Genomic DNA, 24,146 nt, shown 5'->3' on the forward strand with positions numbered 1-24,146 from the left:
ACGGACCGACCCCTCCAACCCGCGACCGTCCGGATGTCGAGAAGACCGAGTATTCATCATCGAGGGGTGCGTTCACACGCCCTCAACATCACAACATCAGATCGGGCGGAGGTTTTTGTCCTACCGCCCGCGCAACCACAATGCCACGTCCGCGCCCCCTTCCGGGCTACGCGCTCCCCCCGGACCCCCGACGGCATATGCGGCACTGTTCTCCTGATGTTCTACTCGCGTCCCGCTCGGGCTCCGACGTTCTACTCGCGTCCCGCTCGGATCATGACTCGCCCGGCTCATTACCCGGCAGCGCCAGCTCGAACCAGACCACTTTGCCGATCCCCTCGGCCCGGGCGCCCCAGTGCAGCGCCAGCCGGTGGACCAGCTCCAGGCCCCGGCCACCCTCGTCGGCCTCGGCCGCGTGGCGCTCCCGGGGCGGGTCGGGCAGCGGGTCGGAGACCTCGGTCAGCAGCGTCTCACCCAGCGTCAGCCGCACCCCGATCGGGGCGCTGGCGTACCGGACGGCGTTCGTGACCAGCTCGCTGACCAGCAGCTCGGCGGTGTCGGTGAGGTCCTCGACGCCCCACTCGGTGAGCGTGGAACGGACCAGTCGGCGGGCCCGGGAGACGGCGGTGGGCTCGGCCGGCAGGGTCCAGCCGGCCGTCGGGGTGCCGGCCTGGCCGTGCCCGAGCCGGGCCAGCAGCAGGGCGACGTCGTCCGGCTCCCGGCCCTGCTCCATGGTGTCGAGCACCGCCTCGCAGGCGGCCTGGATGGAGGCGTACGGCTCCTGGAGCACGGTGATCAGCCGGCCGAGGCCGACGTCCAGGTCCTTGTCCCGGGACTCGACCAGGCCGTCGGTGCACAGCGCGAGCAGGCTGCCCTCGGGGATCTTCAGTTCGACGGATTCGAACGGAACGCCGCCCACGCCGAGCGGGGCGCCGGAGGGCAGGTCGAGGATCCAGCCGGCGCCGCCCGGCAGCGGGCCACCGGTGCGGGTCGGCTCCTCGGCCTCCTCGCCCGGCACCACCAGCACCGGCGGGATGTGCCCGGCCTTGGCCACGGTCAGCATCGCCGTGCCCGGGTCGAAGACCGCGTAGACGCAGGTGGCCAGCAGCGCCTCGTCCGGGCCCTGGGCCAGGTCGTCGGCCAGCTCGTGGACGTGCCGCAACAGCACGTCCGGCGGCAGGTCGAGGGCGGCCAGCACCCGGACGGCGGTGCGCAGCCGGCCCATGGTGGCGGCGGCCCGCAGGCCGTGGCCCATCACGTCGCCGACCACCAGCGCGGTACGGTCGCCGGGCAGCGGGATGACGTCGAACCAGTCGCCGCCGACCTCGGTGCCGCTGCTGCCGGGCACGTACCGGTAGGCGACCTCGACGCCGGTGGGCTGCGGGACCTGCTGCGGGAGCAGGGTGCGCTGAAGGGTGAGCGCGGCGGTGCGCTCGCGGGCGTAGAGGCGGGCGTTGTCCAGTGAGCTGCCGGCCCGGTCGGCGAGTTCGACGGTGAAGGCGAGGTCGTCCCGGTCGAAGCCCTCGCGGTAGCCGGCCCGGCTGACCAGCAGCAGGCCGATCACGATGCCGCGGGCGCGCAGCGGGACGACCAGCATCGAGTGCACGCCCAGGTCGTGGGCGGCCTGCATCTTGGGGTCGCCGGGGTAGGTGACGTCGTCCAGCTGGTCGGCGCCGGAGAGCAGCTCGGGCACCCCGGTGCGCAGCACCCGGCCGCAGGCGGAGTCCTCGGCGAAGGTGATCCGGGCGCCGTGCCGGAGCATCACCTCGACCTCGGGGCCGTCCTGGACGGAGGCGGTGCCGAGCTGGAGCAGCGAGGTGCGCCGGTCGTGGCCGTGCCGGGGCAGGTCGTCGCCGTGCGCGACGGCCTGCAGCAGGATCACCGCGGAGTGGTCGGCGAGCCGGGGGACGACGGAGCTGGCGAGCTCCTGGGCGATCCGGGAGGCGTCGAGCAGGTCGCCGACCCGCGAGCCGAACTCGTTGAGCAGCGAGAGGCGGCGCCGGGCGTGCTCGACCTTGGCGACCGCCCGGTAGCGCTCGGTCACGTCCATCACGGTGCCCGAGATGCCGAGCACCCGGCCGGAGCGGTCGGTCATCCGGCTGTAGGAGATCGAGCGGTAGCCGGCCCGGGTGGTGACCGGGGAGGCGAGCGTGACGTCGATGACCGGTTCGCCGGTGGCCAGCACCTGGCGCTGGATCGCGGTGATCTCGTCGGCGGCCCGCTCGGGCAGGGTCTCGCCGGTGGTGCGGCCGACGTGGTCCTCCAGGGCGACGCCGTTCATCTGGGCGAGGGTCTGGTTGACCGCGGTGTAGCGCAGGTCGGTGTCCAGGACGGCGATGCCCAGCGGGGACTGCTCGAACAGCGCGTCGCGCACCGCGAGGTCCCGCTCGACGGCCCGGACGGCGGCCGCCTCGGCCAGGTTGACCTGCAGGAACGGGGCGCCGTCGCCGTCCACCAGGAGGGAGATCCGGGCGTCCACGGCGACCGGCAGGCCGTCCCGGTCGCGCAGTTCGGCGCTGCCGACCCAGCGGCCGTGGCGCAGGGTGTCCTGGATCGCGGCCCGGATCCGGGCGACCTGGTCCTGGTCGGGGATCAGGTCGTCGATCCGGCGGCCGACCAGCAGCTCGCTCGGCCAGCCGAGCAGTTCCTCGGCGGCCGGGCTCCAGAGCACCACCCGGCCCGCGGTGTCCAGGATCGCGATGGCGACCTTGAGCATGTCCAGCAGACTGCCCTCGGACGGCGCGCCGAGGCCGCGTACGGCGTCGGCGGACCCACCGGGGAACGGCCGCCCGGGGCGGCTGCGCAGGCCGGGCAGGGCGCCCGGCTCGGGGACGGCCAGGGTCGGCGCAGGCCGGACCGGCTGCGCGGCCTCGGAGCCGGCGAGGGCACCACCGCGGCGGCGGCCGGCCGGCGGCTGCGGGGCGGCCGGCCGGACGGCGCGGCGCAGTCGGGCGCGGGCGGAGGCGCTCCCCGCGGTGCCTGCCCGCCGCGCTCCCCCGCCGCCGTTCCCGGTAGTCGACACCGACGGGGCCTCCGGCTCTGGGTCGGGATCGGCGTCGCCGGCTGGGGCGGCTCACCGATGGTGACGAATAGTGCCGAAAAGCGACATACCCAGCAGCACCCAGGCTATCCCGGCCGCCGGGTCGTCTTGTCCGATTGACCTATCTGGCGGCTTGCGCGTCGCCCGTGGCCACCAGCAGCTCGGCGACGTGCGGCAGCACCTCGCGGTCGTGCTCGATCCAGTCCACCGAGCCCAGCTCCGCCGGGCCGAGCCAGCGCAGCTCGTCGTGGTCCTCCAACGGCCGCGGCTCGCCGTCCAGCAACTCGGCCGCCCAGAACCGCAGCTCCAGGCCCGGCCGGACGCTCCACGCGCCGGGCAGCCGCCGCAGCGCCCGCGCCCGTACGCCCAGCTCCTCCAGCAGCTCCCGCTCCAGCGCCTGTGCCTCGGTCTCCCCGGCTTCGGCCTTGCCGCCGGGGAACTCCCACCGCCCGGCCACCGCCGCGGGCGCGCTGCGCCGGGCGGCGAGCACCCGGCCCCGGTGGATCAGCGCACCGCCGACGACGATCCGCGGCTCGCTGGGGGTCCCGCCGGTCTGGTCCATGCCCCGACCCTACGGGGCGGCGTCCGTGTCCTCCGACTCGACCCAGTACATCTGCTTGTGGCCACGCGCCTCGAACTCGGCCGCCAACCGCTGTGCCTCGGCCCGGTCCAGGCCCTTGGCGACCAGGAAGCGGTTGCCGTTGTCGTCCTGCCGCATCACCCGAAAGGTGCCCATGGCGCGAGCGTACCGGCGTCGCGGGCGGCTGTCCCCGGCCGGCGTGGGGGTCGGGCCGGGGACATGTCAGCGAGCGTACGGGCGGTGCGCTACCGGGAGGTACGGGCCGGGTTAACGATGGGTAACCCGGTGCCCGGGCGGTCAGACCCGGAGGTCGGGCGCCTGCTCGCCGGTGGACAGGCCGAGGGCACGGCGGATCTCCACACTGACCGGCGCGGTCTTGGCCACCAGTGCTTGGGCCCGGCGCAGGTCGCCCGCCAGGTCGGCGCCGGAGGCGACGGCGTCCCAGGCGGTGGCCGCCTGGGTCCGGGCCTCGGCCAGCTTCTCGACCTTCGGCTGGACGTCCGACGGCCAGTGCGTGGCCGGCTTGCGCAGCGCGGCGGCCTCGGCCCGGGAGGCGGCGGCCATCCGGCGGGCCCAGGACTGGTACTCGGCCTCCGAGACGGAAAGGTCCTTCTTCGGCGCGTCCGTGTAGGTGTCGTTGAAGCCCCGGTCCGCCTCCAGGTAGGCCAGTTGGGCGGAGGTCAGGCTGCCCCGGTCGGTGCGGACCGTCCCCTGGTGCTGGTCGTCGCGGTCCTCGTAGGCGCAGGTGACGTAGCGTTCGCCGGCCGCCCAGTTGCCCGAGGTCGGGTAGAGGTAGACGTCGTCCATGCCGTCCGGGACGGCCCACTGGTCCAGCGCGTAGTCGTCGAGCACGGTGCGGCACAGCACGGCAGCCCGCTCCCGCATCACCGTCTCGCCGGGGTAGGGGCCCTTGTTCTCGGGGACCTTGGCGGTGCCGGCCACCTCGCCGTGGTGCGGGTCCGAGCAGGGCACCGGGCGCACCCAGTACACCGTCTCGTCGCCGTTGCCGTCGGTCGCGGCGCTCCCGGCCGGGGAGTCGTAGCAGTCCCCGGTCTTCAGGGCGGACCAGCGGACCGAGCCGGCCGGGGGCTTCTGGGCGTACCGGTCGTCCCGTGCGGAGCCGAAGTCCCCCGCGCCCACCAGGAGCGCCAGCAGCACCGTGCCGACCGCCCCGAGCACCAGACCGGTCACCGCCATGCCGCGGCCGCGCTCCTTGCGGCGGTTGATCTGGGTCAGCGCGATGATCCCGAACACCAGGGCCACCGGCGAGAGCAGGCTCAGGCCGGTCGCCAGCGAGCCGACCGCGAAGCCGTTGGTGCGCCGCTCCGGCTGTGGGTCGTACGGGGACGGGGAGCCGTACGGGTACGGGTACGGGTACGGCGGGCCCGGCTGGAGGCCGGACTGCGCGGAGGACGCCGCCGTGGCCCAGCCGCCGGCCGGCAGCGGCGGGGGCGGCGGCTGGGGCGGGGCCTTCGAGGACGGCGGGGCGGTCTGCGGGGGCTGGTCGGACGGCGGGGCCCAGGGGTCGACGGGCTCCGGGGTCGGGGCCGGGGTCGCCGTCGGCTCGGCACCGGGCTCCACCGCGGCGGGCTCGGCCGCTACGGGCCCGGCCTCGGTCGGCCGCTCGGGGGCCTTGGCGTCGGTACGGCCGGAGTCCTTGCGGAAGTCCACCCGGGGGTCCGCCGCCGGGGCGGCGGGCAGCTCGGACTCAGGCTTGGACACGTGGGCTCCCCCAACCCGCCGGGGCGGGCGTCGGCTCGGTGATGCGGCGTTCGGCGCCGTCCGGCTCGGCCCCGGACGGGCCAGATGCGAACGGTCGCGCGACTTTACCCGATCTTTCCGAACGCCCGCCCGGCCGCTCCTGCCCGTTCCCGCCCGGGCCCGCCCGCCCGGCCCTCCGTGCTCAGCCGCGGGCCAGGACCTCCCCGTGGATCATCGAGAACCAGCCGTCCTCGGCGGCGCTCCACTCCCGCCAGCCGTCCGCGATCCGCTCCAGCTCGACCCGGTCCGCGAAGCCCCGCTCCACCGCAGTCCGGCCGAGGGCCGTGCCGGTCACCCGGTCCGCCCACAACCCGCCCCACCAGCCGCGCCGCTCGGGCGTCGCGTACGTCCAGGTGCTGGTGCTCGCGGTCACCTCGGTGAAACCGGCCGCGCGGGCCCAGGACAGCAGCCGCCGCCCGGCGTCCGGCTCGCCGCCGTTGGCGCGGGCGGTGCGGCGGTACAGCTCCAGCCAGCGGTCCAGCGCGGGTGCCTCCGGGAACCAGGTCATCGAGGCGTAGTCGGCGTCCCGGGCCGCGACCACCCCGCCGGGCGCCGTCACCCGGCGCATCTCGCGCAGCGCGGACACCGGATCTCCCAGGTGCTGCAGCACCTGGTGGGCGTGCACGACGTCGAACTCGCCGTCCCGGTACGGCAGTCGGTGCACGTCCGCGAGCTCGAACACCACATTGGCCAGGCCGCGCTCGGCGACGTACCCGGCGGCCTGCTCCAGCACCTCGGCGGAGGTGTCCACGGCCACCACCCGCCCGGTGGGGCCGACCAGCTCGGCCAGGTCGGCGGTGATCGTGCCGGGCCCGCAGCCGACGTCCAACAGGGCCTGCCCGGGCCGCAGTTCGGACAGCAGGTAGGCGGCCGAGTCGGCGGCGGTCCGGGAGCGGTGCGAGCGCAGCACGGCCTCCTGGTGGCCGTGGGTGTAGACGGTGGCGGGCTGCGGTCCGGACATGAGGGTCCCCCCTGGGCGTGGTCGGTCTTCCGGCAGGTCTTCCGTTCGCGCGACGGCTCCGACGCTACGCCGCATCCCGCATGACGAGAAGAAGCGTCTCGCATTTCGACTACCGCAGGTCTGCGCCACACCCCGCAGCCGTACCGTGGAGGCGCCCCCGACAGAACGGTCCCGCCCATGCCCGGCCCCGGCCAGCGCCCCTTCGTCCTGCTGAGCGCCGCCGTGTCGCTCGACGGCCACCTCGACGACGCCTCCCCCGAGCGCCTGCTGCTCTCCAACGCCGCCGACTTCGACCGGGTGGACGGGGAGCGCGCGGCCGCCGACGCGATCCTGGTCGGCGGCAACACCCTGCGCGCCGACAACCCCCGCCTGCTGGTCAACGACCCCGGGCGCCGGGCCGCCCGGGTGGCCGCCGGACGGCCGGAGTACCCGCTGAAGGTGACGCTCAGCGCGAGCGGCGCCCTCGACGCGGACCTGCGGTTCTGGCACACCGGCGGCGCCAAGCTCGCCTACACCACGGACGCCGGCGCGGCGGTGCTGCGGCCCCGGCTCGACGGGCTGGCCGACGTGGTCGCACTCGGCGGCGCGGTGGACCTCGGCACGGTGCTGGACGACCTCGGCGCGCGCGGGGTGCGCCGGCTGATGGTCGAGGGCGGCAGCGGCGTGCACACCCAGTTCCTCACCCAGGGCCTGGCGGACGAACTCCAGTTGGCCGTCGCCCCGCTGCTGGTCGGCCAGGCCGGGGCGCCGCGGTTCGTCGGCACGGCCGCCTTCCCGGGCGGCCCGGCCCGGCGGATGCGGCTGCTGGAGGCACGTACCGTGGGCGACGTCGTCCTGTTGAGGTACGCCCCGAAGGAGCCCGCGCCGTGAACCAGCCCACGACCACCGACCTCGACCACCTGCGCCGGGCCGTCGAGCTCTCCCGCCGCTGCCCGCCCTCCGAGACGGCCTTCTCGGTCGGCGCGGTGATCGTCGGCGCCGACGGCGAGGTGCTGGCGGAGGGCTTCAGCCGGGAGGGGAACGCGCACGACCATGCCGAGGAGGCGGCCCTCGGCAAGCTCCCGGCGGGCGACGCCCGGCTGCGCGGGGCGACCGTCTACAGCAGCCTGGAGCCCTGCGGGCAGCGCGCCTCGCGGCCGGTGCCGTGCGCCCGGCTGCTGATCGCGGCGGGTGTGCCTCGGGTGGTGGTCGCCTGGCGCGAGCCGGACCTGTTCGTCGCCGACTGCCAGGGCACGGCCCTGCTGGAGGCGGCCGGGGTCGAGGTGGTGGAGCTGCCGGAGCTGGCCGAGGAGGCCCGGGCGGTCAACGCCCATCTGCTCCGCTGATCTTTTGTATCATCTAGAAACAAAGAGCTCGCTTTCCCGGCTCTTCCGCCGCCATTCTCCACGAGGAGCCGCCCCATGCCCGCCGCCCCCATCCGGCTGACCGCCCGCGCCCTCCTCCTCGACATGGACGGCACCCTGGTCAACTCCGACGCCGTGGTCGAGCGCTGCTGGGGCCGCTGGGCCGAGCGGCACGGCCTCGACCCCGTCGAGGTGATGCACGTCGTCCACGGCCGCCAGGGCCACGCCACCATGGCCGTGCTGCTGCCGGAGCGCCCGGTCGAGGTCAACCTCGCCGAGAACGAGCGGATGCTCGCCGAGGAGCGCGCCGACGTCGAGGGCGTCGTCCCGATCCCCGGCGCCCCCGCCTTCCTCGCCGCCCTGACCGGCCTGCCGCACGCCCTGGTCACCTCCGCCGACGAACCGCTCGCCCGGGTCCGGATGGCGGCCGCCGACCTGCGACTGCCGCCCGTCCTGGTCACCGCCGAGTCGGTCGGCGCCAGCAAGCCCGACCCCGAGGGCTTCCTCAAGGGTGCCGCCGCCCTCGGCCACGCCCCCGCCGACTGCCTCGCCTTCGAGGACTCCGGCGCCGGCATCGCCGCCGCCCGCGCGGCCGGCATGCGCGTCGTCGGCATCGGCCCCCGCGCCGCCGCCCACCACCCGGACGCGCTGGCGGCCACCCTTGAGGCGGTCACCGTCACGGCGGACGCGGACGGGGTGCTGACGGTCACCGTCCAGGGCTAGGCCCAATGCCGGTGACTTTGCGTTCTGCCACGGCCCTCTGCCCGAAGCATCGCCACAGGTCAGCGGCTCGCGATCGCTGTTAAGTCAGTGGCATTGGGGCTAGGCCGATCCGGCGGCCTCTCTCCCACGACCCCCGGTCGGCCGCCCCCACCCCGGGGACGCACAGCCCCCGAACGGGCCGGAGGGGCCGAACTCCACTCGCGGGAGTCGGCCCCTCCGGGGGTGTCGGCCGTCGCCGGGTCGGACGCGTCAGACCTGTCAGACGTTGAAGCGGAACTCCACGACGTCGCCGTCCTGCATGACGTACTCCTTGCCCTCGATGCGGGCCTTGCCCTTGGCGCGGGCCTCGGCGGTGGAGCCGGTCTCGACCAGGTCGGCGAAGGCGATCACCTCGGCCTTGATGAAGCCCTTCTGGAAGTCGGTGTGGATGACTCCGGCGGCCTCGGGGGCGGTGGCGCCCTTCTTGATGGTCCAGGCGCGGGCTTCCTTGGGGCCGGCCGTGAGGTAGGTCTGCAGGCCGAGGGTGTCGAAGCCGACGCGGGCCAGGGTGGCGAGACCGGGCTCCTCCTGGCCCATGGACTGGAGGAGTTCGAGGGCCTCGGCGTCGTCCAGCTCGATCAGCTCGGACTCGATCTTGGCGTTGAGGAAGATCGCCTCGGCCGGGGCGACCAGCTCGCGCTGGGCGTTCTTGAAGTCCTCGTCGGCCAGCTCGGCCTCGTCCACGTTGAAGACGTAGAGGAAGGGCTTCGAGGTCAGCAGGTGCAGGTCGCGGATCGGGGCGGTGTCGAAGCCGGCCTCGAAGAGGGTCTTGCCGGTCTCCAGGATCGCCTGCGCGGCCTCGGCGGCGGCCAGCACGGGGGCGGTGTCCTTCTTGAGGCGCGCCTCCTTCTGCAGGCGCGGCAGGACCTTCTCGATGGTCTGGAGGTCGGCGAGGATCAGCTCGGTGTGGATGGTCTCGATGTCGTCCTTGGGCGACACCTTGCCGTCCACGTGCACCACGTCCGGGTCGGTGAAGGCGCGCACGACCTGGCAGATCGCGTCCGACTCACGGATGTTGGCGAGGAACTTGTTGCCCAGGCCCTCGCCCTCGCTGGCGCCGCGCACGATGCCCGCGATGTCGACGAAGTCGACGGTGGCCGGGAGGATGCGCTGGGAGCTGAAGATCTCGGCGAGCTTGGTCAGCCGCTCGTCCGGGACGCCGACGACGCCGACGTTCGGCTCGATGGTGGCGAACGGGTAGTTGGCCGCCAGCACGTCGTTCTTGGTCAGGGCGTTGAACAGGGTCGACTTGCCGACGTTCGGCAGGCCGACGATTCCGATCGTGAGCGACATGAAGCGCAGTCCCGTGGGCTTGGAGGAGTTGGGTCGGCACCGTACGGGCCGACCCCCAAGTCTACGGGCAGCGCCTCCGCCGCCCTACGCCTCGGTCGCCGCGGGCCGCGGCTCCAGGAACTCCAGCCGGTTGCCCAGCTTGTCGGCCGCGTAGAAGCGGCGGTGGCCGGGCAGGTTGTCGTCCCAGCGCACCTCGTGGCCGTGCGCGGTGAGCCGCTCGGCCAGGGCGTCCAACGAGCTCACCAGGATGCCCGGGTGCCCCTTGACGGACGGGCGGAAGTCCGGGGTGACGCCGAGGTGCACCTCGACCCCGCCGCCGCGCCCCGCCGAATCAGGACTGGCAGCAGCCGCCGCGGGCCGCCAGCACCGGCGGCTTCTCCAGCTCCGCCATGCCGAGCACGCCGGACCAGAAGGCGCGGCACTCGTCCTCGGCGTCGGCCGGGATGTCGAGCTGGAAGTGGTCGAGGCGTTCGAAAGTGAAGTCCGCAGTCATGTCGTCCCCCGTACGGCGATCCGATGATCTTGGCGTGTCGACTCGTCCGAGCAGGTCAGATGCCCTGAGTGACGATCACAGGACTACCCCACCCAAGGACACGGGACAAGGCCTGAACGGTCCATTACACAGTGTGGCGATGATCGGACCGTACGTTGGACGGGTGGAGCAGAGCATCCGTACCCAGCCGCCAGGGCCCAGACGCCGTCCGCCGAACGGCGCGGCCGGGGCCGCCGTCCCCGGTCCCGGCCGGGCTCCCGAGCACACCGGAGCCCCCGCCGACCCCGCGATTCCCCCTTCCCGGCCGCGCCCGGCGGCCAGTCGGCCCGCCGCGGCGCGCCAGTCGCCCGGGCGGCGGCTACGGGTGTACGGGCGGCGCCGGACCGGTCGGCCGGCCCGGCTGACCGCCATCGGCACCGGCGTGGTCGCCGTGCTGGCGACGCTCGCGGCGGCGGGCCTGGACCGGCTGGTCTTCGACGACCTCGGCTGGCTGTTCGGCCTCGGCTACCTGGTGGTCTGCTTCCAGCTGGCCGTCCGGGTCCGCTACGCCGACCTGCTGGCCGCACCGATCAGCGGGCCGATCGCCTTCGCCCTGGCGCTGCTGCTGCTCGCGCCGGTCGGCTCCTCGGGCGTCACCGCCCAGGTGGTGGCGCTGGCGACCGGGCTGGCGCTGCGGGCCGGCTGGCTGTTCTCCGGCACCGGCCTGGCCGCACTGATCGTGCTCGCCCGCTTCGTCGCCCAGCGCCGGATCCACCGCTCCCGCTGAGCTCCACCGTTCAGGACGCCCGGCGCAGGCAGGCCCTCAGCCCGCCGCCCGGGCCGCCGCCATCGCCGCCCCGACGATGCCCGCGTCGTTGCGCAGTTCCGCCGGCACCACCCGCGCCTCGCGGTCCTTCAGCAGCGGCAGGAACTTCTCGTTCTTGCGGCTCACCCCGCCGCCGATCACGATCAGCTGCGGCGAGAACAGCATCTCCACCAGGTCCAGGTACTCGTCGACCCGCCCGGCCCACTGCTCCCAGTCCAGCCCGTGCCGCTCCTTGGCGGCCGAGGAGGCGCGGCGCTCGGCGTCCTTGCCGCGCAGCTCCAGGTGGCCCAGCTCGGTGTTGGGCACCAGCGCGCCGTCCACGAAGAGCGCGCTGCCGATACCGGTGCCGAAGGTGAGCACCAGGACCACGCCGGACTCGCCCCGCCCGGCGCCGTGGGTGATCTCCGCCAGGCCGGCCGCGTCGGCGTCGTTGAGGACGGTCGCGGGCAGGTCCAGCGCCTCGCGGAACAGGCCCTCGGCGTCCAGGCCGATCCAGCCCTTGTCCATATTGGCCGCGGTTCTGGTGCGGCCGCCGACCACCACACCGGGGAAGGTCAGCCCGACCGGCCCCTGGTGGTCGAAGTGCCGGACCACCTCGCACACGGCGGCGACCACGGCCTCGGGCTCGGACGGCTGCGGGGTGAGCACCTTGTGGCGTTCCTGGGTGAGCGTTCCCCGGGCGAGGTCGACCGGGGCGCCCTTGATGCCCGAACCGCCGATGTCCACGCCGAATACCGCCACCATCACTCCGCCCTCCGCAGTTCGGCCGCGCACCTTCGTGTCCACAGCCTGTGCACAAAGCTACGAGAGGGCGTACGGCCGCGCACCGCGGAGAACAGCGGAGAACCCGGCACCCCACCGGGGGTGCCGGGTTCTCCGGGACGGATCAGAGCTTGCCCGCCGCCTCGGCGCGCAGGTCGCGGCGCAGCTCCTTGGGCAGCGAGAAGGTCAGGTGCTCCTCGGCGGTCTTGACCGTCTCGACCGTGTCGTAACCGCGCGCGGCCAGGAACTCCAGCACGCCGTCGACCAGGATCTCCGGCACCGAGGCGCCGCTGGTCAGGCCGACCGTGGTGACACCCTCCAGCCAGGACTCCTGGATCTCCTCGGCGAAGTCCACCAGATGGGCGGCCTTGGCGCCGTACTCCAGGCCGACCTCGACCAGGCGGACCGAGTTGGAGGAGTTCTTGGAACCGACCACGATCAGCAGGTCGGTCTCCGGGGCCAGCTGCTTGACCGCGACCTGGCGGTTCTGGGTCGCGTAGCAGATGTCGTCGCTGGGCGGGCTGACCAGCGCCGGGAAGCGCTTCTTCAGCTCGCCGACGGTGGCCATGGTCTCGTCCACCGACAGGGTGGTCTGGGACAGCCAGACGACCTTGGACTCGTCCCGGACCTGCACGTTGGCGACGTCCTCGGCACCGTCCACCAGGTGGATCCGGTCCGGGGCCTCGCCCATGGTGCCGATGACCTCCTCGTGGCCCTCGTGGCCCACCAGCAGGATGTCGAAGCCCTCGTCGGCGAAGCGCACGGCCTCCTTGTGCACCTTGGTGACCAGGGGGCAGGTGGCGTCGACGGTGGCCAGCTTGCCGGCCCGCGCCTCGTCGTGGACGGACGGGGCGACACCGTGCGCGGAGAACACGACGATCGAGCCCTCGGGCACCTCCTCCGTCTCGTCGACGAAGATCGCGCCCTTCTTCTCCAGGGTCTGCACCACGTACTTGTTGTGGACGATCTGCTTGCGGACGTAGATGGGCGCCCCGTACTGCTCCAGGGCCTTCTCCACGGCGATCACGGCGCGGTCGACACCCGCGCAGTAGCCCCGGGGAGCGGCGAGCAGGACACGGCGCTGCGCGGTGTTGGACATGGCTCCATCGTACGGGCGCCCGCGAGCCGCACCGTCCCCGGCAGGCAGCCGCGCCGACGGCGGACACTTTCCAGCCGGATCCGATCGGAAGTGCTCAAATGTGATGTCTATGAGCGCTGTGAGCGAGCAGGCGCCGAGCGGCCTGCGCCGCAGTCTGGGCGTCCGCGATCTGATGGTCTACGGACTGCTGTTCATCGCCCCGATGGCCCCCGTCGGCGTGTTCGGCGTGCTGGACGCCAAGAGCCACGGCGCCCTCGCCTCGGTCTACCTGGCCGCGACCGTGGCGATGGGCCTCACCGCCTTCTCGTACGCCCAGATGGTGCGCGCGGTCCCGCAGACCGGCTCGGTGTACGCCTACGCACGGGCCGGACTGGGCGAGGGGCCGGGGTTCATCGCCGGGTGGATGGCGATGCTGGACTATCTGCTGATCCCGGCGGTGGCCTACCTGTTCTCCGGGATCGCGCTGCACTCCCTGGTGCCGGACGTCCCGCGCTGGCTGTGGACGGCGCTCGCGGTGGTGGTGACCACCGTGCTCAACCTGATCGGGGTGCGCACGGCGGCCGCGGTCGGCTTCGCGGTGCTGACGCTGGAGATCGCGGTGCTGGCGGTGTTCGTGACCGCGGCCGTGGTGACGCTGGCCCAGGACGGCGCCCGGCGCGGCTGGGACACCCCGTTCACCGCCGTCGGGGACTTCTCGCTCACCGCGGTGATCTCCGCGGTGTCCGTCGCGGTGCTCTCCTACCTGGGCTTCGACGCGATCGCCACCTTCGTCGAGGAGGCGGTCGGCGCCTCGGCGGCAGTGGCCAAGGCGTTGCTGTGGTGCCTGGCGCTGGCCGGGGTGCTGTTCGTCGCCCAGACCTACCTGGCGGCGCTGCTGGAGCCGATGACCCCGCAGCAGTTGGCCGCCGACCCGGCCGCCCAGGGCTCGGCCTTCTACGACACCGTGGAGAGCGGCGTCGGGCACTGGCTGCACGTGCTGGTGGCGGCCGGCAAGGCGATCGGCGCGGCCTTCGCGGCACTGGCCGGGCAGGCGGCCGCCGGACGGCTGGTCTTCGCGATGGGCCGGGACGGGCGGCTGCCGCGGGTGCTCGGCTCGGTCGACCCGGGCAGCGCGGTGCCGCGCCGGGCGCTGCTGGCGGCCGCGGCGGTCACCATGGCGGCGGCGGTCTGGGCGGCCGACCGGGACGACGGGCTGGAACAGCTGACCTCGGTGGTGAACGTGGGCGCGCTGACCGCCTTCGTGCTGCTGCACGCCTCGGTGATCGGCTGGTACACCGTCCGGCACGGCTCGCGGGACCGACTGCGGCACCTGGTCGTCCCGGTGCTGGGGATCGCGGTGATCGGGGCGGTGGTCCACGAGGCCTCGACGACCGCGCAGATCGTCGGGCTGGCCTGGCTGGCGGTCGGCCTGATGGTGTTCGGCGTGCAGGGCGGTACCGCTTCGGGCGTCGACGGGCGCCGATAGCGCCCGAGGTGTCGGCGGGCGCCGCTAGCCTCGTACGCATGGCCAACACCAGCTCCCCCGAAGCCCCGCTCCCGGTCGGCAAGGTCTCCGCGCTGATCGGCGGCTGGATCGACCGGCTCGGCGCGGTGTGGGTCGAGGGCCAGATCACCCAGCTCAGCCGCCGCCCCGGGGCGGGCGTGGTGTTCCTGACCCTGCGTGACCCACAGGCCGACGTCTCGCTCACGGTGACCTGCTTCCGCTCGGTGTTCGACCAGGTCGCGGACGTGGTGCAGGAGGGCGCGCGGGTCGTCGTGCACGCCAAGCCGGAGTGGTACGCGGCGCGCGGGCAGCTGTCGATGCGGGCCTCGGAGATCCGGCCGGTGGGCCTGGGCGAGCTGCTGGCCCGGCTGGAGCAGCTGAAGCGGCGGCTGGCCGGGGAGGGCCTGTTCGCGGCCGAGCGCAAGCAGCGGCTGCCGTTCCTGCCGCAGTGCGTCGGCCTGGTCACCGGGCGCGGCTCGGCGGCCGAGCGGGACGTGCTGGAGAACGCCCGGCGGCGCTGGCCGGCCGTGCGCTTCGAGGTGCGCAACGTCCCGGTGCAGGGGGTCAGCGCGGTGGAGCGGGTCAGCGCGGCCGTGCGGGAGCTGGACGAGCACCCCGAGGTGGACGTGATCATCGTGGCCCGGGGCGGCGGCAGCGTGGAGGACCTGCTGCCGTTCTCGGACGAGGGGCTGGTGCGGCTGGTCGCGGCCACCCGTACGCCGGTGGTCAGCGCGATCGGGCACGAGCCGGACCAGCCGCTGCTGGACTTCGTCGCCGACCTGCGCGCCTCCACCCCGACCGATGCCGCCAAACGGGTGGTCCCGGACGTCGGCGAGGAGCTGACCAAGGTCCACCAGCTGCGCGACCGGGCCCGCCGGCACGTACTGGCCCGGGTCGAGCGCGAGCAGCACGGCCTGGACGGGCTGCGCAGCCGCCCCTCACTGGCCGCACCGCACCGGATGCTGGAGGGGCGCGGCCAGGAGGTGGACGGCCTGCTGGAGCGGACCCGGCGCACCCTGCGGGCCCGGCTGGACCACGCGCAGAGCGACCTCGGGCACACCCTGGCCCGGGTGGTCGCGCTGTCCCCGGCGGCCACCCTGGAGCGCGGCTACGCGGTGCTGCAGCGGGCGGACGGCACGGTGGTGACGGACCCGGCGCAGGTCGCGGCCGGCGAGGGACTGCACGCCCGGGTGGCCGGCGGCGGCTTCGGCGTCACGGTGGCCGGGGCCGAGGCCCAGGCTGCTCAGACGGCTCAGGCGGCTCAGGAGTAGGAGCGCTGCCGGGACAGCGCGGTGGAGTGCTCGCCGAAGCCGAGGCTGCGGTAGAGCACCTCGCCGCCGCTGCTGGCGTGCAGGTCGATCCGACCGGCCCGGCGGCCGTCGAACCAGTCCAGCAGCGCCTCGGTGCAGGCCCGGGCGTAGCCGCGCAGCCGGTGGTCGGGGTCGGTGCAGATGTTGAAGACGAAGCCGAACAGGCCCTCCGGGTTTCCGGGCGCGGGCAACCGCCGCTCCAGGGTGCCGACGGCGCAGGCGGCGAGCCGGCCGGGCCGGTCCGGGTCGTCGATCACGAAGGAGGGCATGGTCAGCTCCGCGGCCGGGACGGCGAGGCGCTTGCGCAGCACCCGCTCCGCGGTGGTCTGCCAGGGCCCCGGCCCGGCCAGGGCGGCCATGCCGGGCATCGCTTCGAACATCAGGTTGCGCAGCCGGACGATCCCCCAGCCTTCGGCCGGGAGGTGCCCCCATGGGCGCGTCTGCCGGGACGGCGGGTCGTACCTCGGTCATGCGGCGGAGGCTAGCGCCGCGGGCCGCCCGGGTGCACCCGGGTTTCGGCCACGACAGGCCTGAAGGGCGTCCCTGTCGGCGCCAGCCCCTACGCTGGCACGCATGGCAGAGCAGCAGGAGCAGCAGGACGCGGCGGCGCCGACCCCGGACGAGGCGCTGGGCTACGAGCACGCCCGGGACGCGCTGCTGGACGTGGTCCGGCGGCTGGAGAACGGCGGCACCTCCCTGGAGGAGTCGCTGGCGCTGTGGGAGCGCGGCGAGCAGCTGGCGAAGGTCTGCCAGCGCTGGCTGGACGGCGCCCGGGCCCGGCTGGACGCCGCGCTGGCCGCCGAGGAGGGCGGAGCCCCCGGCGAGGAGTGACACGGGTCACATTCAATGGGGGAATCGTTGAAACTTCACCTATGTTGGAGGAAGTGATCGGCCACGCCGGTCACACCGACGAACCCCCTCCCGCATGAGGTGCAGAAGCATGACCACCGACGCCCTGGTACTCGACGCCGCCGCTCAGGACCTGCTGTTCCGCGAGGCCCGCACCGCGAACACCTTCACCGACGAGCCGGTCACCGAGGAGCAGGTCCAGGCCATCTACGACCTGGTCAAGTACGGTCCGACCGCCTTCAACCAGCAGCCGCTGCGCGTCGTCCTGGTCCGCTCCGCCGAGGGCCGCGAGCGCCTCGTCCAGCACATGGCGGACGGCAACAAGGCCAAGACCTCGACCGCACCGCTGGTCGCCGTCCTGGCCGCGGACAACGAGTTCCACGAGGAGCTGCCGATCCAGTTCCCGCACTTCCCGCAGGCCAAGGACGTGTTCTTCTCGGAGCGCGCCGTCCGCGAGCAGTCCGCCGCGCTGAACGGCGCCCTGCAGGCCGCCTACTTCATCATCGGCGTGCGCGCTGCCGGCCTGGCCGCCGGCCCGATGACCGGCTACGACGCCGAGGGCATCAACAAGGAGTTCTTCGGCGACGGCGACCACTCGGTGCTGGCCGTGGTCAACATCGGCAAGCCGGGCGACGACGCCTGGTTCCCGCGCTCCCCGCGCCTGGAGTACGACCAGGTCGTCACCACCGTCTGACCCACGACGGCAGAACGGCGAAGGGCCTGCACCGGTTCGTCCGGTGCGGGCCCTTCCGCGTGCGCGGGGCCCCGCGCTACTTCAGCGCCCGGGCCAGCTCGGCCAGTTCCTCGTAGGAGGCGGTGCCGGTGATCACGGTGGTCGCCGAGCCGGTCTGCACGGCCAGCGCGCGGTCCTTCTCGCCCTGGACCCGGTCCCAGGTGCGCCCGGCGGCGTCCGAGGTGCCGTCCGGCTGGCCGCCGGCGACCTTGTCGGCCAGCAGCTTCTCGCGCGGCACGTCGGCCTGCTCGACCGCCGCGTACTGGCCGGAGGGCGTCACGAAGCCCAGGTGCCAGGCGTTGCCCTTGCCGGGGTCCAGATCGACCGGGGTGTAGCTGACCGAGGTGGCCCGCCACTTGTCGGACAGCCCCTCCGGAGCGAGCAGCGGATAGGGCGCGGCGCGCTTGGCCGTGGCCGCCGCCACCTTGTACTCGACCACGTGCACCGGGTCACCGTTGGCGTCGTGCGGGAGGAACAGGTACCCGATCCAGACGACGAAACCGACCGCCAGCATCGACAGGACCATGTCCCGTACGGTCTGCCGACCCCTCATGCCCTTGCTCTCTGCAGCCACCCCCACATGGTGACTCATCCATATGCCGGCGGGGCCACCCGGGGTGTCCACGTACGGGTGAAGCCGGACGAACCGGTGCTTTTCGCCGCAGGGCGGCGACCTGCGCCACAGACAGTCATCTCGTGGGCAGATACGATCGCATAACCCTCACCACGGCGTTCGACCAGGCAGTAGTCGGGCGCTCACTGGCCGTCGCGTACAGAGAGGTAACGACGATGACCACGCAGTACCCGCACCACCTCCCCAGTGCCCTGGAGGTCGCGCCCGAAGCTCCGGACCGGAACCTCGCGCTCGAACTCGTCCGGGTCACCGAGGCAGCCGCCATGGCCGCCGGTCGATGGGTCGGCCGCGGCGACAAGAACGGCGCGGACGGTGCCGCCGTGAAGGCGATGCGCACCCTCGTCTCGACCGTCTCGATGAACGGCGTGGTCGTCATCGGCGAAGGCGAGAAGGACGAAGCCCCGATGCTCTACAACGGCGAGCGGGTCGGCGACGGCACCGGCGCCGAGTGCGACGTCGCGGTCGACCCGGTGGACGGCACCACGCTGACCGCCAAGGGCATGAACAACGCGGTGGCCGTGCTGGCCGTCGCCGACCGCGGCACCATGTTCGACCCCAGCGCCGTGTTCTACATGGACAAGCTGGTGGCCGGCCCCGAGGCCGCCGAGTTCGTCGACATCACCGCCCCGGCGGCGGTCAACATCCGCCGGGTCGCCAAGGCCAAGGGCAGCGCCGTCGAGGACGTCACCGTGGTCGTGCTCGACCGCCCGCGCCATGACGGCCTGGTCCGGGAGATCCGCGAGGCGGGCGCCCGGATCAAGTTCATCTCCGACGGCGACGTGGCGGGCGCCATCATGGCCGCCCGCGAAGGCACCGGCGTCGACCTGCTGATGGGCGTCGGCGGCACCCCGGAGGGCATCATCGCGGCCTGCGCGATGAAGTGCATGGGCGGCGTGATCCAGGGCCGACTGTGGCCCAAGGACGACGCCGAGCGGCAGAAGGCCCTGGACGCCGGGCACGACCTGGACCGGGTGCTCACCACCGACGACCTGGTCAGCGGCGAGAACGTGTTCTTCGTCGCCACCGGCATCACCGACGGCGAGCTGCTGCGCGGCGTGCACTACCGCTCGGAGACCGCCACCACCAGCTCGCTGGTGATGCGCTCCAAGAGCGGCACGATCCGCGAGATCAACTCCGTCCACAAGCTGTCCAAGCTGCGGGCCTACAGCGCGATCGACTTCGACCGCGCCAACTGACCCACGCGCAGCGGCTTCAGGCCACGCGCGGCCTCGGCGGAATCCCCCTCCGCCGAGGCCGCGCCCCGTTTCCGACCACCCTGGGGGGAGTTACCCCCGGTCCCGCCCTCGGCCCGCCGTCACCCGGCTATCCGGCTCCGGGCGGTGGTGACCCGGGCCGCCTCACGCAGCTCCGCGTCCCGCCGACGGCGCCGGGCCAGCACCACCCGCCGCTCGGCGGCCGTCAGTCCGCCCCAGACCCCGTACGGCTCCGGCTGCACCAGCGCGTGCTCCCGACACTCCAGCAGCACCGGGCACCGGGCGCACACCTGCTTGGCCTGCTCCTCGCGCGACAGCCGGGCCGCCGTCGGCTCCTTGGAGGGCGCGAAGAACAGCCCCGCCTCGTCCCGCCGACAGGCCGCACCGGTGTGCCAGGGATTGTCCTCACCCGCAGCGACGCCCACCGCGGTGCCCACGGTGCCGCTCGGGGGCTGCGGCTGCGGGCGGACGGCCGGACGGCGCTCCAGCAACTGGGCGGCGGCGACTGGCGAGGTGGGGCGGGACTCGATCGGATGCAGCACGGCCGTACTCCTGACGAGGCTCTCGGACACGGGGAACCTCGCTCCCATGCCCGGCTGCGAGCCCCCGCTGGTCCAACCCTCCGGACCGGCCGCATGGGCCGCCTCCGGTGCGCAGCCGTACAAGAAGCGATGTGCGGAATGACCTACCCGCGCGGGCGGGATTCATGCACACTGCACGCAATCGACTACGGAGTGCACCGATCGCAACGCCGAGTGCCCGACCGGGAGTTGCTCCCCGGTCGGGCACTCGGACGGTCAACCCCGGCTATTCGGTGCCGAGTTGCTTGCGCGCCCACTCCCTGAGCTTCTTGCCCCGGCGCGGCTTGGCGTTGCAACCCCCGAACAGGGCAACGCCCTTGACCCGCACGACCGGAGCGTACGGGTCCGCCGCGGTCTGCTCGCGGACGTCGAACCCGCCGAAGATGCCGACCCCGGAGCCCTGCAGGCTGACGTTCTCCGGCACCCGGACCTCGACCCCGCCGAAGATCGCCGTGACGGTGATCTCCACCTCGGGGGACTCGAACACCGCGTCGGTCAGGTCGATCTCCACCCCGCCGAACATGGTGAACGCGGTCAGGTGCGAGCCGACCCGCCAGCGACCCTTGCGGGCGGCGCCGCCGAAGATCGCCACCACCGACGGCGCCTCCTGGCGCGCGGGCGGCAGCGAGGGCGACGCGGGGGCCGGCGCCGAGGCGTCCAGCGGCGGCTTCTCGAAGGGCGGCGGGCGGTGGGCGGGCAGGTCCCGGGTCAGCGGCACCAGGTCGCCGAAGGTCTTGGCGGCGTACGCGGCCCCGATCCGCTCGGCGTGCTCGTCCGCGTCCAGCCGGCCCTCGGCGTAGGCGTCCCGCAGCAGCTCCGCGACCCGCTCGCGGTCGGCGTCCGACACCCGCATCTCCGCCTCCGCGACCGGGGCGTGCGAGGGCTGCGGCTTGGTCTCGGGTTTGGTCTCGGGCTTGAGCCGGGGCTCGAGTTCGGGCTTGGTCATCGGTACGGGAGCCGGCACCGGCGGCTGCCCCGGATCGTCCTGCGACGGCGAGTTGTCCACGGCCCAAGCCTAGTCGCTCGCACTGCTGCCCGAGTGAGCCCCGTCACGCAAGGCTGACCTGTCCGCATGCGCGCGATCAGCGGGTCCTACCCTGGATGGTGCTTCGCCGACGCAGCCGGATCACTGGACACCTAAGGACCGCCCCCATGGCTCCCACGCCAGACTTCGAGTACAGCGACCTGCTCCCCCTGGGCGCTGACCCGACCCCGTACCGCAAGCTGACCTCCGAGGGTGTCTCCACCGTCGAGGCCGGCGGTCGCACCTTCCTCCAGGTCGAGCCCGAGGCGCTGCGGCTGCTGACGGCCGAGGCGATGCACGACATCTCGCACTACCTGCGCCCCGCCCACCTCGCCCAGCTGCGCCGCATCCTGGACGACCCGGAGGCCAGCCCGAACGACCGCTTCGTGGCGCTCGACCTGCTGAAGAACGTCAACATCTCGGCCGGCGGCATCCTGCCGATGTGTCAGGACACCGGCACCGCCATCGTCATGGGCAAGCGCGGCCAGAACGTGCTGACCCAGGGCGGCGACGAGTCCGCGATCGCGCGCGGCGTGTACGACGCGTACACCAAGCTCAACCTGCGCTACTCCCAGATGGCCCCGGTGACCATGTGGGACGAGAAGAACACCGGCAACAACCTGCCGGCCCAGATCGAGCTGTACGCCACTGACGGCGACGCGTACAAGTTCCTGTTCATGGCCAAGGGCGGCGGCTCCGCCAACAAGTCGTACCTGTACCAGGAGACCAAGGCCATCCTGAACGAGGCGAGCATGCTCTCGTTCCTGGAGCAGAAGATCCGCTCGCTCGGCACCGCCGCCTGCCCGCCGTACCACCTGGCCATCGTGATCGGCGGCACCAGCGCCGAGTTCGCGCTCAAGACCGCCAAGTACGCCTCGGCGCACTACCTGGACAACCTGCCGACCTCGGGCAACGCCAAGACCGGCCACGGCTTCCGGGACCTGGAGCTGGAGGCCAAGGTCACCGAGCTGACCCAGAAGATCGGCATCGGCGCCCAGTTCGGCGGCAAGTACTTCTGCCACGACGTGCGCGTGGTCCGACTGCCGCGCCACGGCGCCTCGCTGCCGGTCGCGATGGCCGTCTCCTGCTCCGCCGACCGCCAGGCGCTCGGCAAGATCACCGCCGAGGGCGTGTTCCTGGAGCAGCTGGAGACCGACCCGGCCAAGTACCTGCCGGACACCACCGACGAGCACCTGGACGACGACGTGGTGCGCGTCGACCTCAACCAGCCGATGTCCGCGATCCGCGCCGAGCTCTCCAAGTACCCGGTGAAGACCCGGCTCTCGCTCACCGGCACCCTGGTGGTCGCCCGCGACATCGCCCACGCCAAGATCAAGGAGCGCCTGGACGCCGGCGAGGGCATGCCCAAGTACCTCCAGGACCACCCGGTCTACTACGCCGGCCCGGCCAAGACCCCCGAGGGCTACGCCTCCGGCTCCTTCGGCCCGACCACGGCCGGCCGGATGGACTCCTACGTCGACCAGTTCCAGGCCGCCGGCGGCTCGATGGTCATGCTCGCCAAGGGCAACCGCAGCAAGCAGGTCACCGACGCCTGCGCCACGCACGGCGGCTTCTACCTCGGCTCCATCGGCGGCCCGGCCGCCCGCCTCGCCCAGGACTGCATCAAGAAGGTCGAGGTGCTGGAGTACGCCGAACTCGGCATGGAGGCCGTCTGGCGCATCGAGGTCGAGGACTTCCCGGCCTTCATCGTCGTCGACGACAAGGGCAACGACTTCTTCCGCGAGACCACCGAGGGCCCGCTGATCACCAACCTGCGGATCCGCTCCAAGGAGTAGCCGCTACCCGACCCTTGACCGCCCCGGTCGCGCATGCCGCGACCGGGGCGGTTTCACATAGCCGCAATGCCATGGCAGACGGTACGGAAAACTCGTACCATCGTGGTACCGAAACTAGGAACGAGCACGGAGGGCATGGCGATGGCGATCAGCGCGAGCGAGGCACGCACCCAACTCTTCCCGTTGATCAAGAAGGTCAACGACGACCACGCCCCGATAAGAATCACCTCAAAGAGCGGGGACGCGGTCCTCATGTCCGCCGAGGACTACGACTCGTGGCAGGAGACGATCTATCTCCTGCGCTCTCCCGCCAACGCCCAGCGACTCATGGCAGCTGTCGCCCGCGACAAGGCCGGCCACCCCGGCCTCACCAGGACCCTGGAGGAACTGGAAGCCCTAGCAGGTGAGGTGTGAGGAGTGTCCACTTCGACCCGGACGCTTGGGAGGACTTCCTCTTCTGGCTCGGGTCGAACCGGAAGATGGCTCAGCGGATCACCCGCCTGATCGGCGAGATTCAGCGCGACCCGTTCGGCGGGATCGGCAAGCCCGAACCCCTGAAGGGCGACCTGGCCGGCTACTGGTCGCGCCGGATAGACGACGAACACCGCCTGGTGTACCGGGCCGACGAGAAGGAAGTGATGATCCTCAAGGCCCGTTACCACTACCAGTAGCATCGGCAAGTCCTTCAACCGCCCCGGTCGCGCGCACGCGACCGGGGCGGTTTCGCTGCCCGTTTCACGCGTCGAAGTCGTACTCCAGGACGTAGGAGGCGGCGTCCAGGATCATCTCGTTGAGCTCGACGACCTGGCCCTCGTCGGCGAAGGCGGTGCGGCAGATCAGGATGACCGGCGTGCCGGCGGAGAGTTCGAGACGGGCGGCCTCCTCGGCGCCGGGCATGCGGGAGCGGACCTCCTCGCGGAAGTGGACGGGCTTGGCACCGATCTCGGCCAGCCGGGCGTAGGTACCGCCGGGCCCGGTGTCCTCGCGGGTTATGGCGGTACCGGCGACCAGCACGGCGGGCAGGTAGGAGGTGGAGAGCAGCACCGGCTTGCCGTCCAGGACGAACCGGCGGTGCCGTACGCACATCGGCGCACCCGGGTCCACTCCCAGCACCCGGGCCACGTGCTCGGGCGCGCCCTGCTCGGTGACGGACACCTGGTCGACCACCAGGCTGCGGTTGTCGATGTCCGCCGACCATATCGACCGGCCGGAGCCCCACTGCCCCTGCGCCAGCCGCTGGATGCCGCGCCGGCGCAGCGGCCGGAAGTCCCGGACGAACACCCCCGCGCCCCGGCGGGCCTCCGCGATGCCCTCGCTCTGCAACACCCCGAGCGCCTGGCGGGCGGTCATCCGGGCCACGCCGTACTCGTCCATGAGGTCGTTCTCCCCGGGGAGCCGGTCGCCCGCACGGTAGCGGCCGTCGTCGATGGCAGCCTTCAGGGAGTCCGCGATCCGCTGGTACTTGGGCTGTTTGTCGCCACCGCTGCCGCTCATCGCCGCTCCCTCTCCCTCGGACAAATCCTAGGCGCGCCCGCGGCCGCTAGTAAGGAGATACGACCGTTGACATCTCTAGAGATATTAGCTTCTCTAGAGATGCTGGCCAGTCGCGCACGAGAGCGAGGAGCA

Annotated in this window: 25 protein-coding genes and 1 pseudogene; 12 read left to right on the top strand and 14 right to left on the bottom strand. The window is 73.0% G+C overall.

The window, feature by feature from the left end:
* Window positions 1–271: 271 nt before the first annotated feature.
* The 5 genes from ABZW30_RS11755 to ABZW30_RS11775 all read right to left on the bottom strand — a co-directional run bounded on the left by ABZW30_RS11755 (window position 272) and on the right by ABZW30_RS11775 (window position 6,339).
* Window positions 272–3,019 (bottom strand): SpoIIE family protein phosphatase, encoded by a 2,748-nt coding sequence (locus ABZW30_RS11755; RefSeq protein ID WP_355670905.1) that lies wholly within the window; start codon window positions 3,017–3,019, stop codon window positions 272–274.
* Window positions 3,020–3,158: 139 nt separating this feature from the next.
* Window positions 3,159–3,599, bottom strand: a complete 441-nt coding sequence (locus ABZW30_RS11760) for an NUDIX domain-containing protein (protein WP_355670906.1) — start codon at window positions 3,597–3,599, stop codon at window positions 3,159–3,161.
* A 9-nt stretch (window positions 3,600–3,608) separates the two neighbouring features.
* A complete protein-coding gene (locus tag ABZW30_RS11765) occupies window positions 3,609–3,773 on the bottom strand; it encodes a hypothetical protein (RefSeq protein ID WP_355670907.1) in 165 nt (54 codons plus the stop codon).
* 141 nt (window positions 3,774–3,914) lie between these two features.
* The gene (locus ABZW30_RS11770) at window positions 3,915–5,339 is read right to left on the bottom strand and encodes a DUF4190 domain-containing protein (protein WP_355670908.1); all 1,425 of its coding nucleotides are present in this window, start codon (window positions 5,337–5,339) and stop codon (window positions 3,915–3,917) included.
* A gap of 181 nt (window positions 5,340–5,520) precedes the next feature.
* A complete protein-coding gene (locus ABZW30_RS11775; RefSeq protein WP_355670909.1) occupies window positions 5,521–6,339 on the bottom strand; it encodes a methyltransferase domain-containing protein in 819 nt (272 codons plus the stop codon).
* Window positions 6,340–6,516: 177 nt separating this feature from the next.
* Between ABZW30_RS11775 and ABZW30_RS11780 the strand changes: the two genes are divergently transcribed.
* The 3 genes from ABZW30_RS11780 to ABZW30_RS11790 all read left to right on the top strand — a co-directional run bounded on the left by ABZW30_RS11780 (window position 6,517) and on the right by ABZW30_RS11790 (window position 8,405).
* Window positions 6,517–7,209: a RibD family protein gene (locus tag ABZW30_RS11780; protein ID WP_355670910.1), complete on the top strand. Its 693-nt coding sequence runs from the start codon at window positions 6,517–6,519 to the stop codon at window positions 7,207–7,209.
* Entirely contained in the window at window positions 7,206–7,664 is a 459-nt protein-coding gene (locus ABZW30_RS11785; RefSeq protein WP_355670911.1) for a deaminase, read from the top strand. The genes ABZW30_RS11780 and ABZW30_RS11785 overlap by 4 nt, the downstream gene beginning before the upstream one ends.
* A 75-nt stretch (window positions 7,665–7,739) precedes the next feature.
* Window positions 7,740–8,405 carry an HAD-IA family hydrolase gene (locus tag ABZW30_RS11790; protein WP_355670912.1) on the top strand — a complete coding sequence of 222 codons (666 nt, stop codon included), beginning with the start codon at window positions 7,740–7,742 and terminating at the stop codon, window positions 8,403–8,405.
* Window positions 8,406–8,663: 258 nt separating this feature from the next.
* Here the strand turns inward: ABZW30_RS11790 and ychF are convergent, their stop codons facing one another.
* Both ychF and ABZW30_RS11800 read right to left on the bottom strand, forming a co-directional pair.
* Window positions 8,664–9,737 carry a redox-regulated ATPase YchF gene (ychF, locus tag ABZW30_RS11795; protein WP_355670913.1) on the bottom strand — a complete coding sequence of 358 codons (1,074 nt, stop codon included), beginning with the start codon at window positions 9,735–9,737 and terminating at the stop codon, window positions 8,664–8,666.
* An 84-nt stretch (window positions 9,738–9,821) separates the two neighbouring features.
* Window positions 9,822–10,230 (bottom strand): annotated as a pseudogene (locus ABZW30_RS11800) (VOC family protein).
* 139 nt (window positions 10,231–10,369) lie between these two features.
* Here ABZW30_RS11800 and ABZW30_RS11805 point away from each other — a divergent pair.
* Window positions 10,370–10,996, top strand: a complete 627-nt coding sequence (locus ABZW30_RS11805) for a DUF6542 domain-containing protein (RefSeq protein ID WP_355670914.1) — start codon at window positions 10,370–10,372, stop codon at window positions 10,994–10,996.
* A gap of 36 nt (window positions 10,997–11,032) precedes the next feature.
* Here ABZW30_RS11805 and ppgK read toward each other — a convergent pair whose 3' ends face one another.
* Window positions 11,033–11,776: a polyphosphate--glucose phosphotransferase gene (ppgK, locus tag ABZW30_RS11810; protein ID WP_355671067.1), complete on the bottom strand. Its 744-nt coding sequence runs from the start codon at window positions 11,774–11,776 to the stop codon at window positions 11,033–11,035.
* Window positions 11,777–11,921: 145 nt separating this feature from the next.
* Window positions 11,922–12,896, bottom strand: coding sequence for a 4-hydroxy-3-methylbut-2-enyl diphosphate reductase (locus ABZW30_RS11815; RefSeq protein WP_355670915.1), 975 nt, complete (start codon window positions 12,894–12,896; stop codon window positions 11,922–11,924).
* Window positions 12,897–12,999: 103 nt separating this feature from the next.
* Here ABZW30_RS11815 and ABZW30_RS11820 point away from each other — a divergent pair, with 103 nt between their 5' ends.
* A complete protein-coding gene (locus tag ABZW30_RS11820) occupies window positions 13,000–14,361 on the top strand; it encodes an APC family permease (RefSeq protein ID WP_355670916.1) in 1,362 nt (453 codons plus the stop codon).
* A 38-nt stretch (window positions 14,362–14,399) separates the two neighbouring features.
* Window positions 14,400–15,650, top strand: coding sequence for an exodeoxyribonuclease VII large subunit (gene xseA / locus ABZW30_RS11825; RefSeq protein ID WP_355670917.1), 1,251 nt, complete (start codon window positions 14,400–14,402; stop codon window positions 15,648–15,650).
* On the opposite strand, the gene ABZW30_RS11830 is transcribed toward xseA, so the two are convergent.
* Window positions 15,641–16,057, bottom strand: a complete 417-nt coding sequence (locus tag ABZW30_RS11830) for a GNAT family N-acetyltransferase (RefSeq protein WP_355670918.1) — start codon at window positions 16,055–16,057, stop codon at window positions 15,641–15,643. The two genes, xseA and ABZW30_RS11830, sit on opposite strands and share 10 nt — an antisense overlap.
* Before the next feature lie 205 nt (window positions 16,058–16,262).
* Between ABZW30_RS11830 and ABZW30_RS11835 the strand changes: the two genes are divergently transcribed.
* Together ABZW30_RS11835 and ABZW30_RS11840 are read left to right on the top strand one after the other, a co-directional pair.
* On the top strand, window positions 16,263–16,520 hold the full coding sequence (locus tag ABZW30_RS11835; protein ID WP_355670919.1) for an exodeoxyribonuclease VII small subunit: 258 nt from the start codon (window positions 16,263–16,265) through the stop codon (window positions 16,518–16,520).
* A 109-nt stretch (window positions 16,521–16,629) separates the two neighbouring features.
* Window positions 16,630–17,232 (top strand): malonic semialdehyde reductase, encoded by a 603-nt coding sequence (locus tag ABZW30_RS11840; RefSeq protein WP_355670920.1) that lies wholly within the window; start codon window positions 16,630–16,632, stop codon window positions 17,230–17,232.
* 76 nt (window positions 17,233–17,308) lie between these two features.
* On the opposite strand, the gene ABZW30_RS11845 is transcribed toward ABZW30_RS11840, so the two are convergent.
* Window positions 17,309–17,845 carry a DUF4245 domain-containing protein gene (locus ABZW30_RS11845; protein WP_355670921.1) on the bottom strand — a complete coding sequence of 179 codons (537 nt, stop codon included), beginning with the start codon at window positions 17,843–17,845 and terminating at the stop codon, window positions 17,309–17,311.
* Between the two features lie 215 nt (window positions 17,846–18,060).
* On the opposite strand from ABZW30_RS11845, the gene glpX reads away from it, so the two are divergent.
* Complete coding sequence (gene glpX, locus ABZW30_RS11850; RefSeq protein ID WP_355670922.1) at window positions 18,061–19,101, top strand: class II fructose-bisphosphatase; 1,041 nt, start codon at window positions 18,061–18,063, stop codon at window positions 19,099–19,101.
* 119 nt (window positions 19,102–19,220) lie between these two features.
* Here glpX and ABZW30_RS11855 read toward each other — a convergent pair whose 3' ends face one another.
* Window positions 19,221–19,556 carry a WhiB family transcriptional regulator gene (locus ABZW30_RS11855; RefSeq protein WP_355671068.1) on the bottom strand — a complete coding sequence of 112 codons (336 nt, stop codon included), beginning with the start codon at window positions 19,554–19,556 and terminating at the stop codon, window positions 19,221–19,223.
* Window positions 19,557–19,926: 370 nt separating this feature from the next.
* On the bottom strand, window positions 19,927–20,553 hold the full coding sequence (locus ABZW30_RS11860) for a DUF1707 domain-containing protein (protein WP_355671069.1): 627 nt from the start codon (window positions 20,551–20,553) through the stop codon (window positions 19,927–19,929).
* A 299-nt stretch (window positions 20,554–20,852) separates the two neighbouring features.
* Between ABZW30_RS11860 and ABZW30_RS11865 the strand changes: the two genes are divergently transcribed.
* The 3 genes from ABZW30_RS11865 to ABZW30_RS11875 all read left to right on the top strand — a co-directional run bounded on the left by ABZW30_RS11865 (window position 20,853) and on the right by ABZW30_RS11875 (window position 23,191).
* Window positions 20,853–22,520 carry a fumarate hydratase gene (locus ABZW30_RS11865; RefSeq protein ID WP_355670923.1) on the top strand — a complete coding sequence of 556 codons (1,668 nt, stop codon included), beginning with the start codon at window positions 20,853–20,855 and terminating at the stop codon, window positions 22,518–22,520.
* Window positions 22,521–22,661: 141 nt separating this feature from the next.
* Window positions 22,662–22,934, top strand: a complete 273-nt coding sequence (locus ABZW30_RS11870; RefSeq protein ID WP_355671070.1) for a type II toxin-antitoxin system prevent-host-death family antitoxin — start codon at window positions 22,662–22,664, stop codon at window positions 22,932–22,934.
* The gene (locus ABZW30_RS11875) at window positions 22,931–23,191 is read left to right on the top strand and encodes a Txe/YoeB family addiction module toxin (protein ID WP_355670924.1); all 261 of its coding nucleotides are present in this window, start codon (window positions 22,931–22,933) and stop codon (window positions 23,189–23,191) included. Before ABZW30_RS11870 ends, ABZW30_RS11875 begins: the two co-directional genes overlap by 4 nt.
* Before the next feature lie 64 nt (window positions 23,192–23,255).
* Here the strand turns inward: ABZW30_RS11875 and ABZW30_RS11880 are convergent, their stop codons facing one another.
* The gene (locus ABZW30_RS11880) at window positions 23,256–24,014 is read right to left on the bottom strand and encodes a GntR family transcriptional regulator (protein WP_355670925.1); all 759 of its coding nucleotides are present in this window, start codon (window positions 24,012–24,014) and stop codon (window positions 23,256–23,258) included.
* Between the last annotated feature and the right edge of the window lie 132 nt (window positions 24,015–24,146).

Source organism: Kitasatospora sp. NPDC004669 (assembly GCF_040609455.1).
Taxonomy (GTDB): Bacteria; Actinomycetota; Actinomycetes; order Streptomycetales; family Streptomycetaceae; genus Kitasatospora.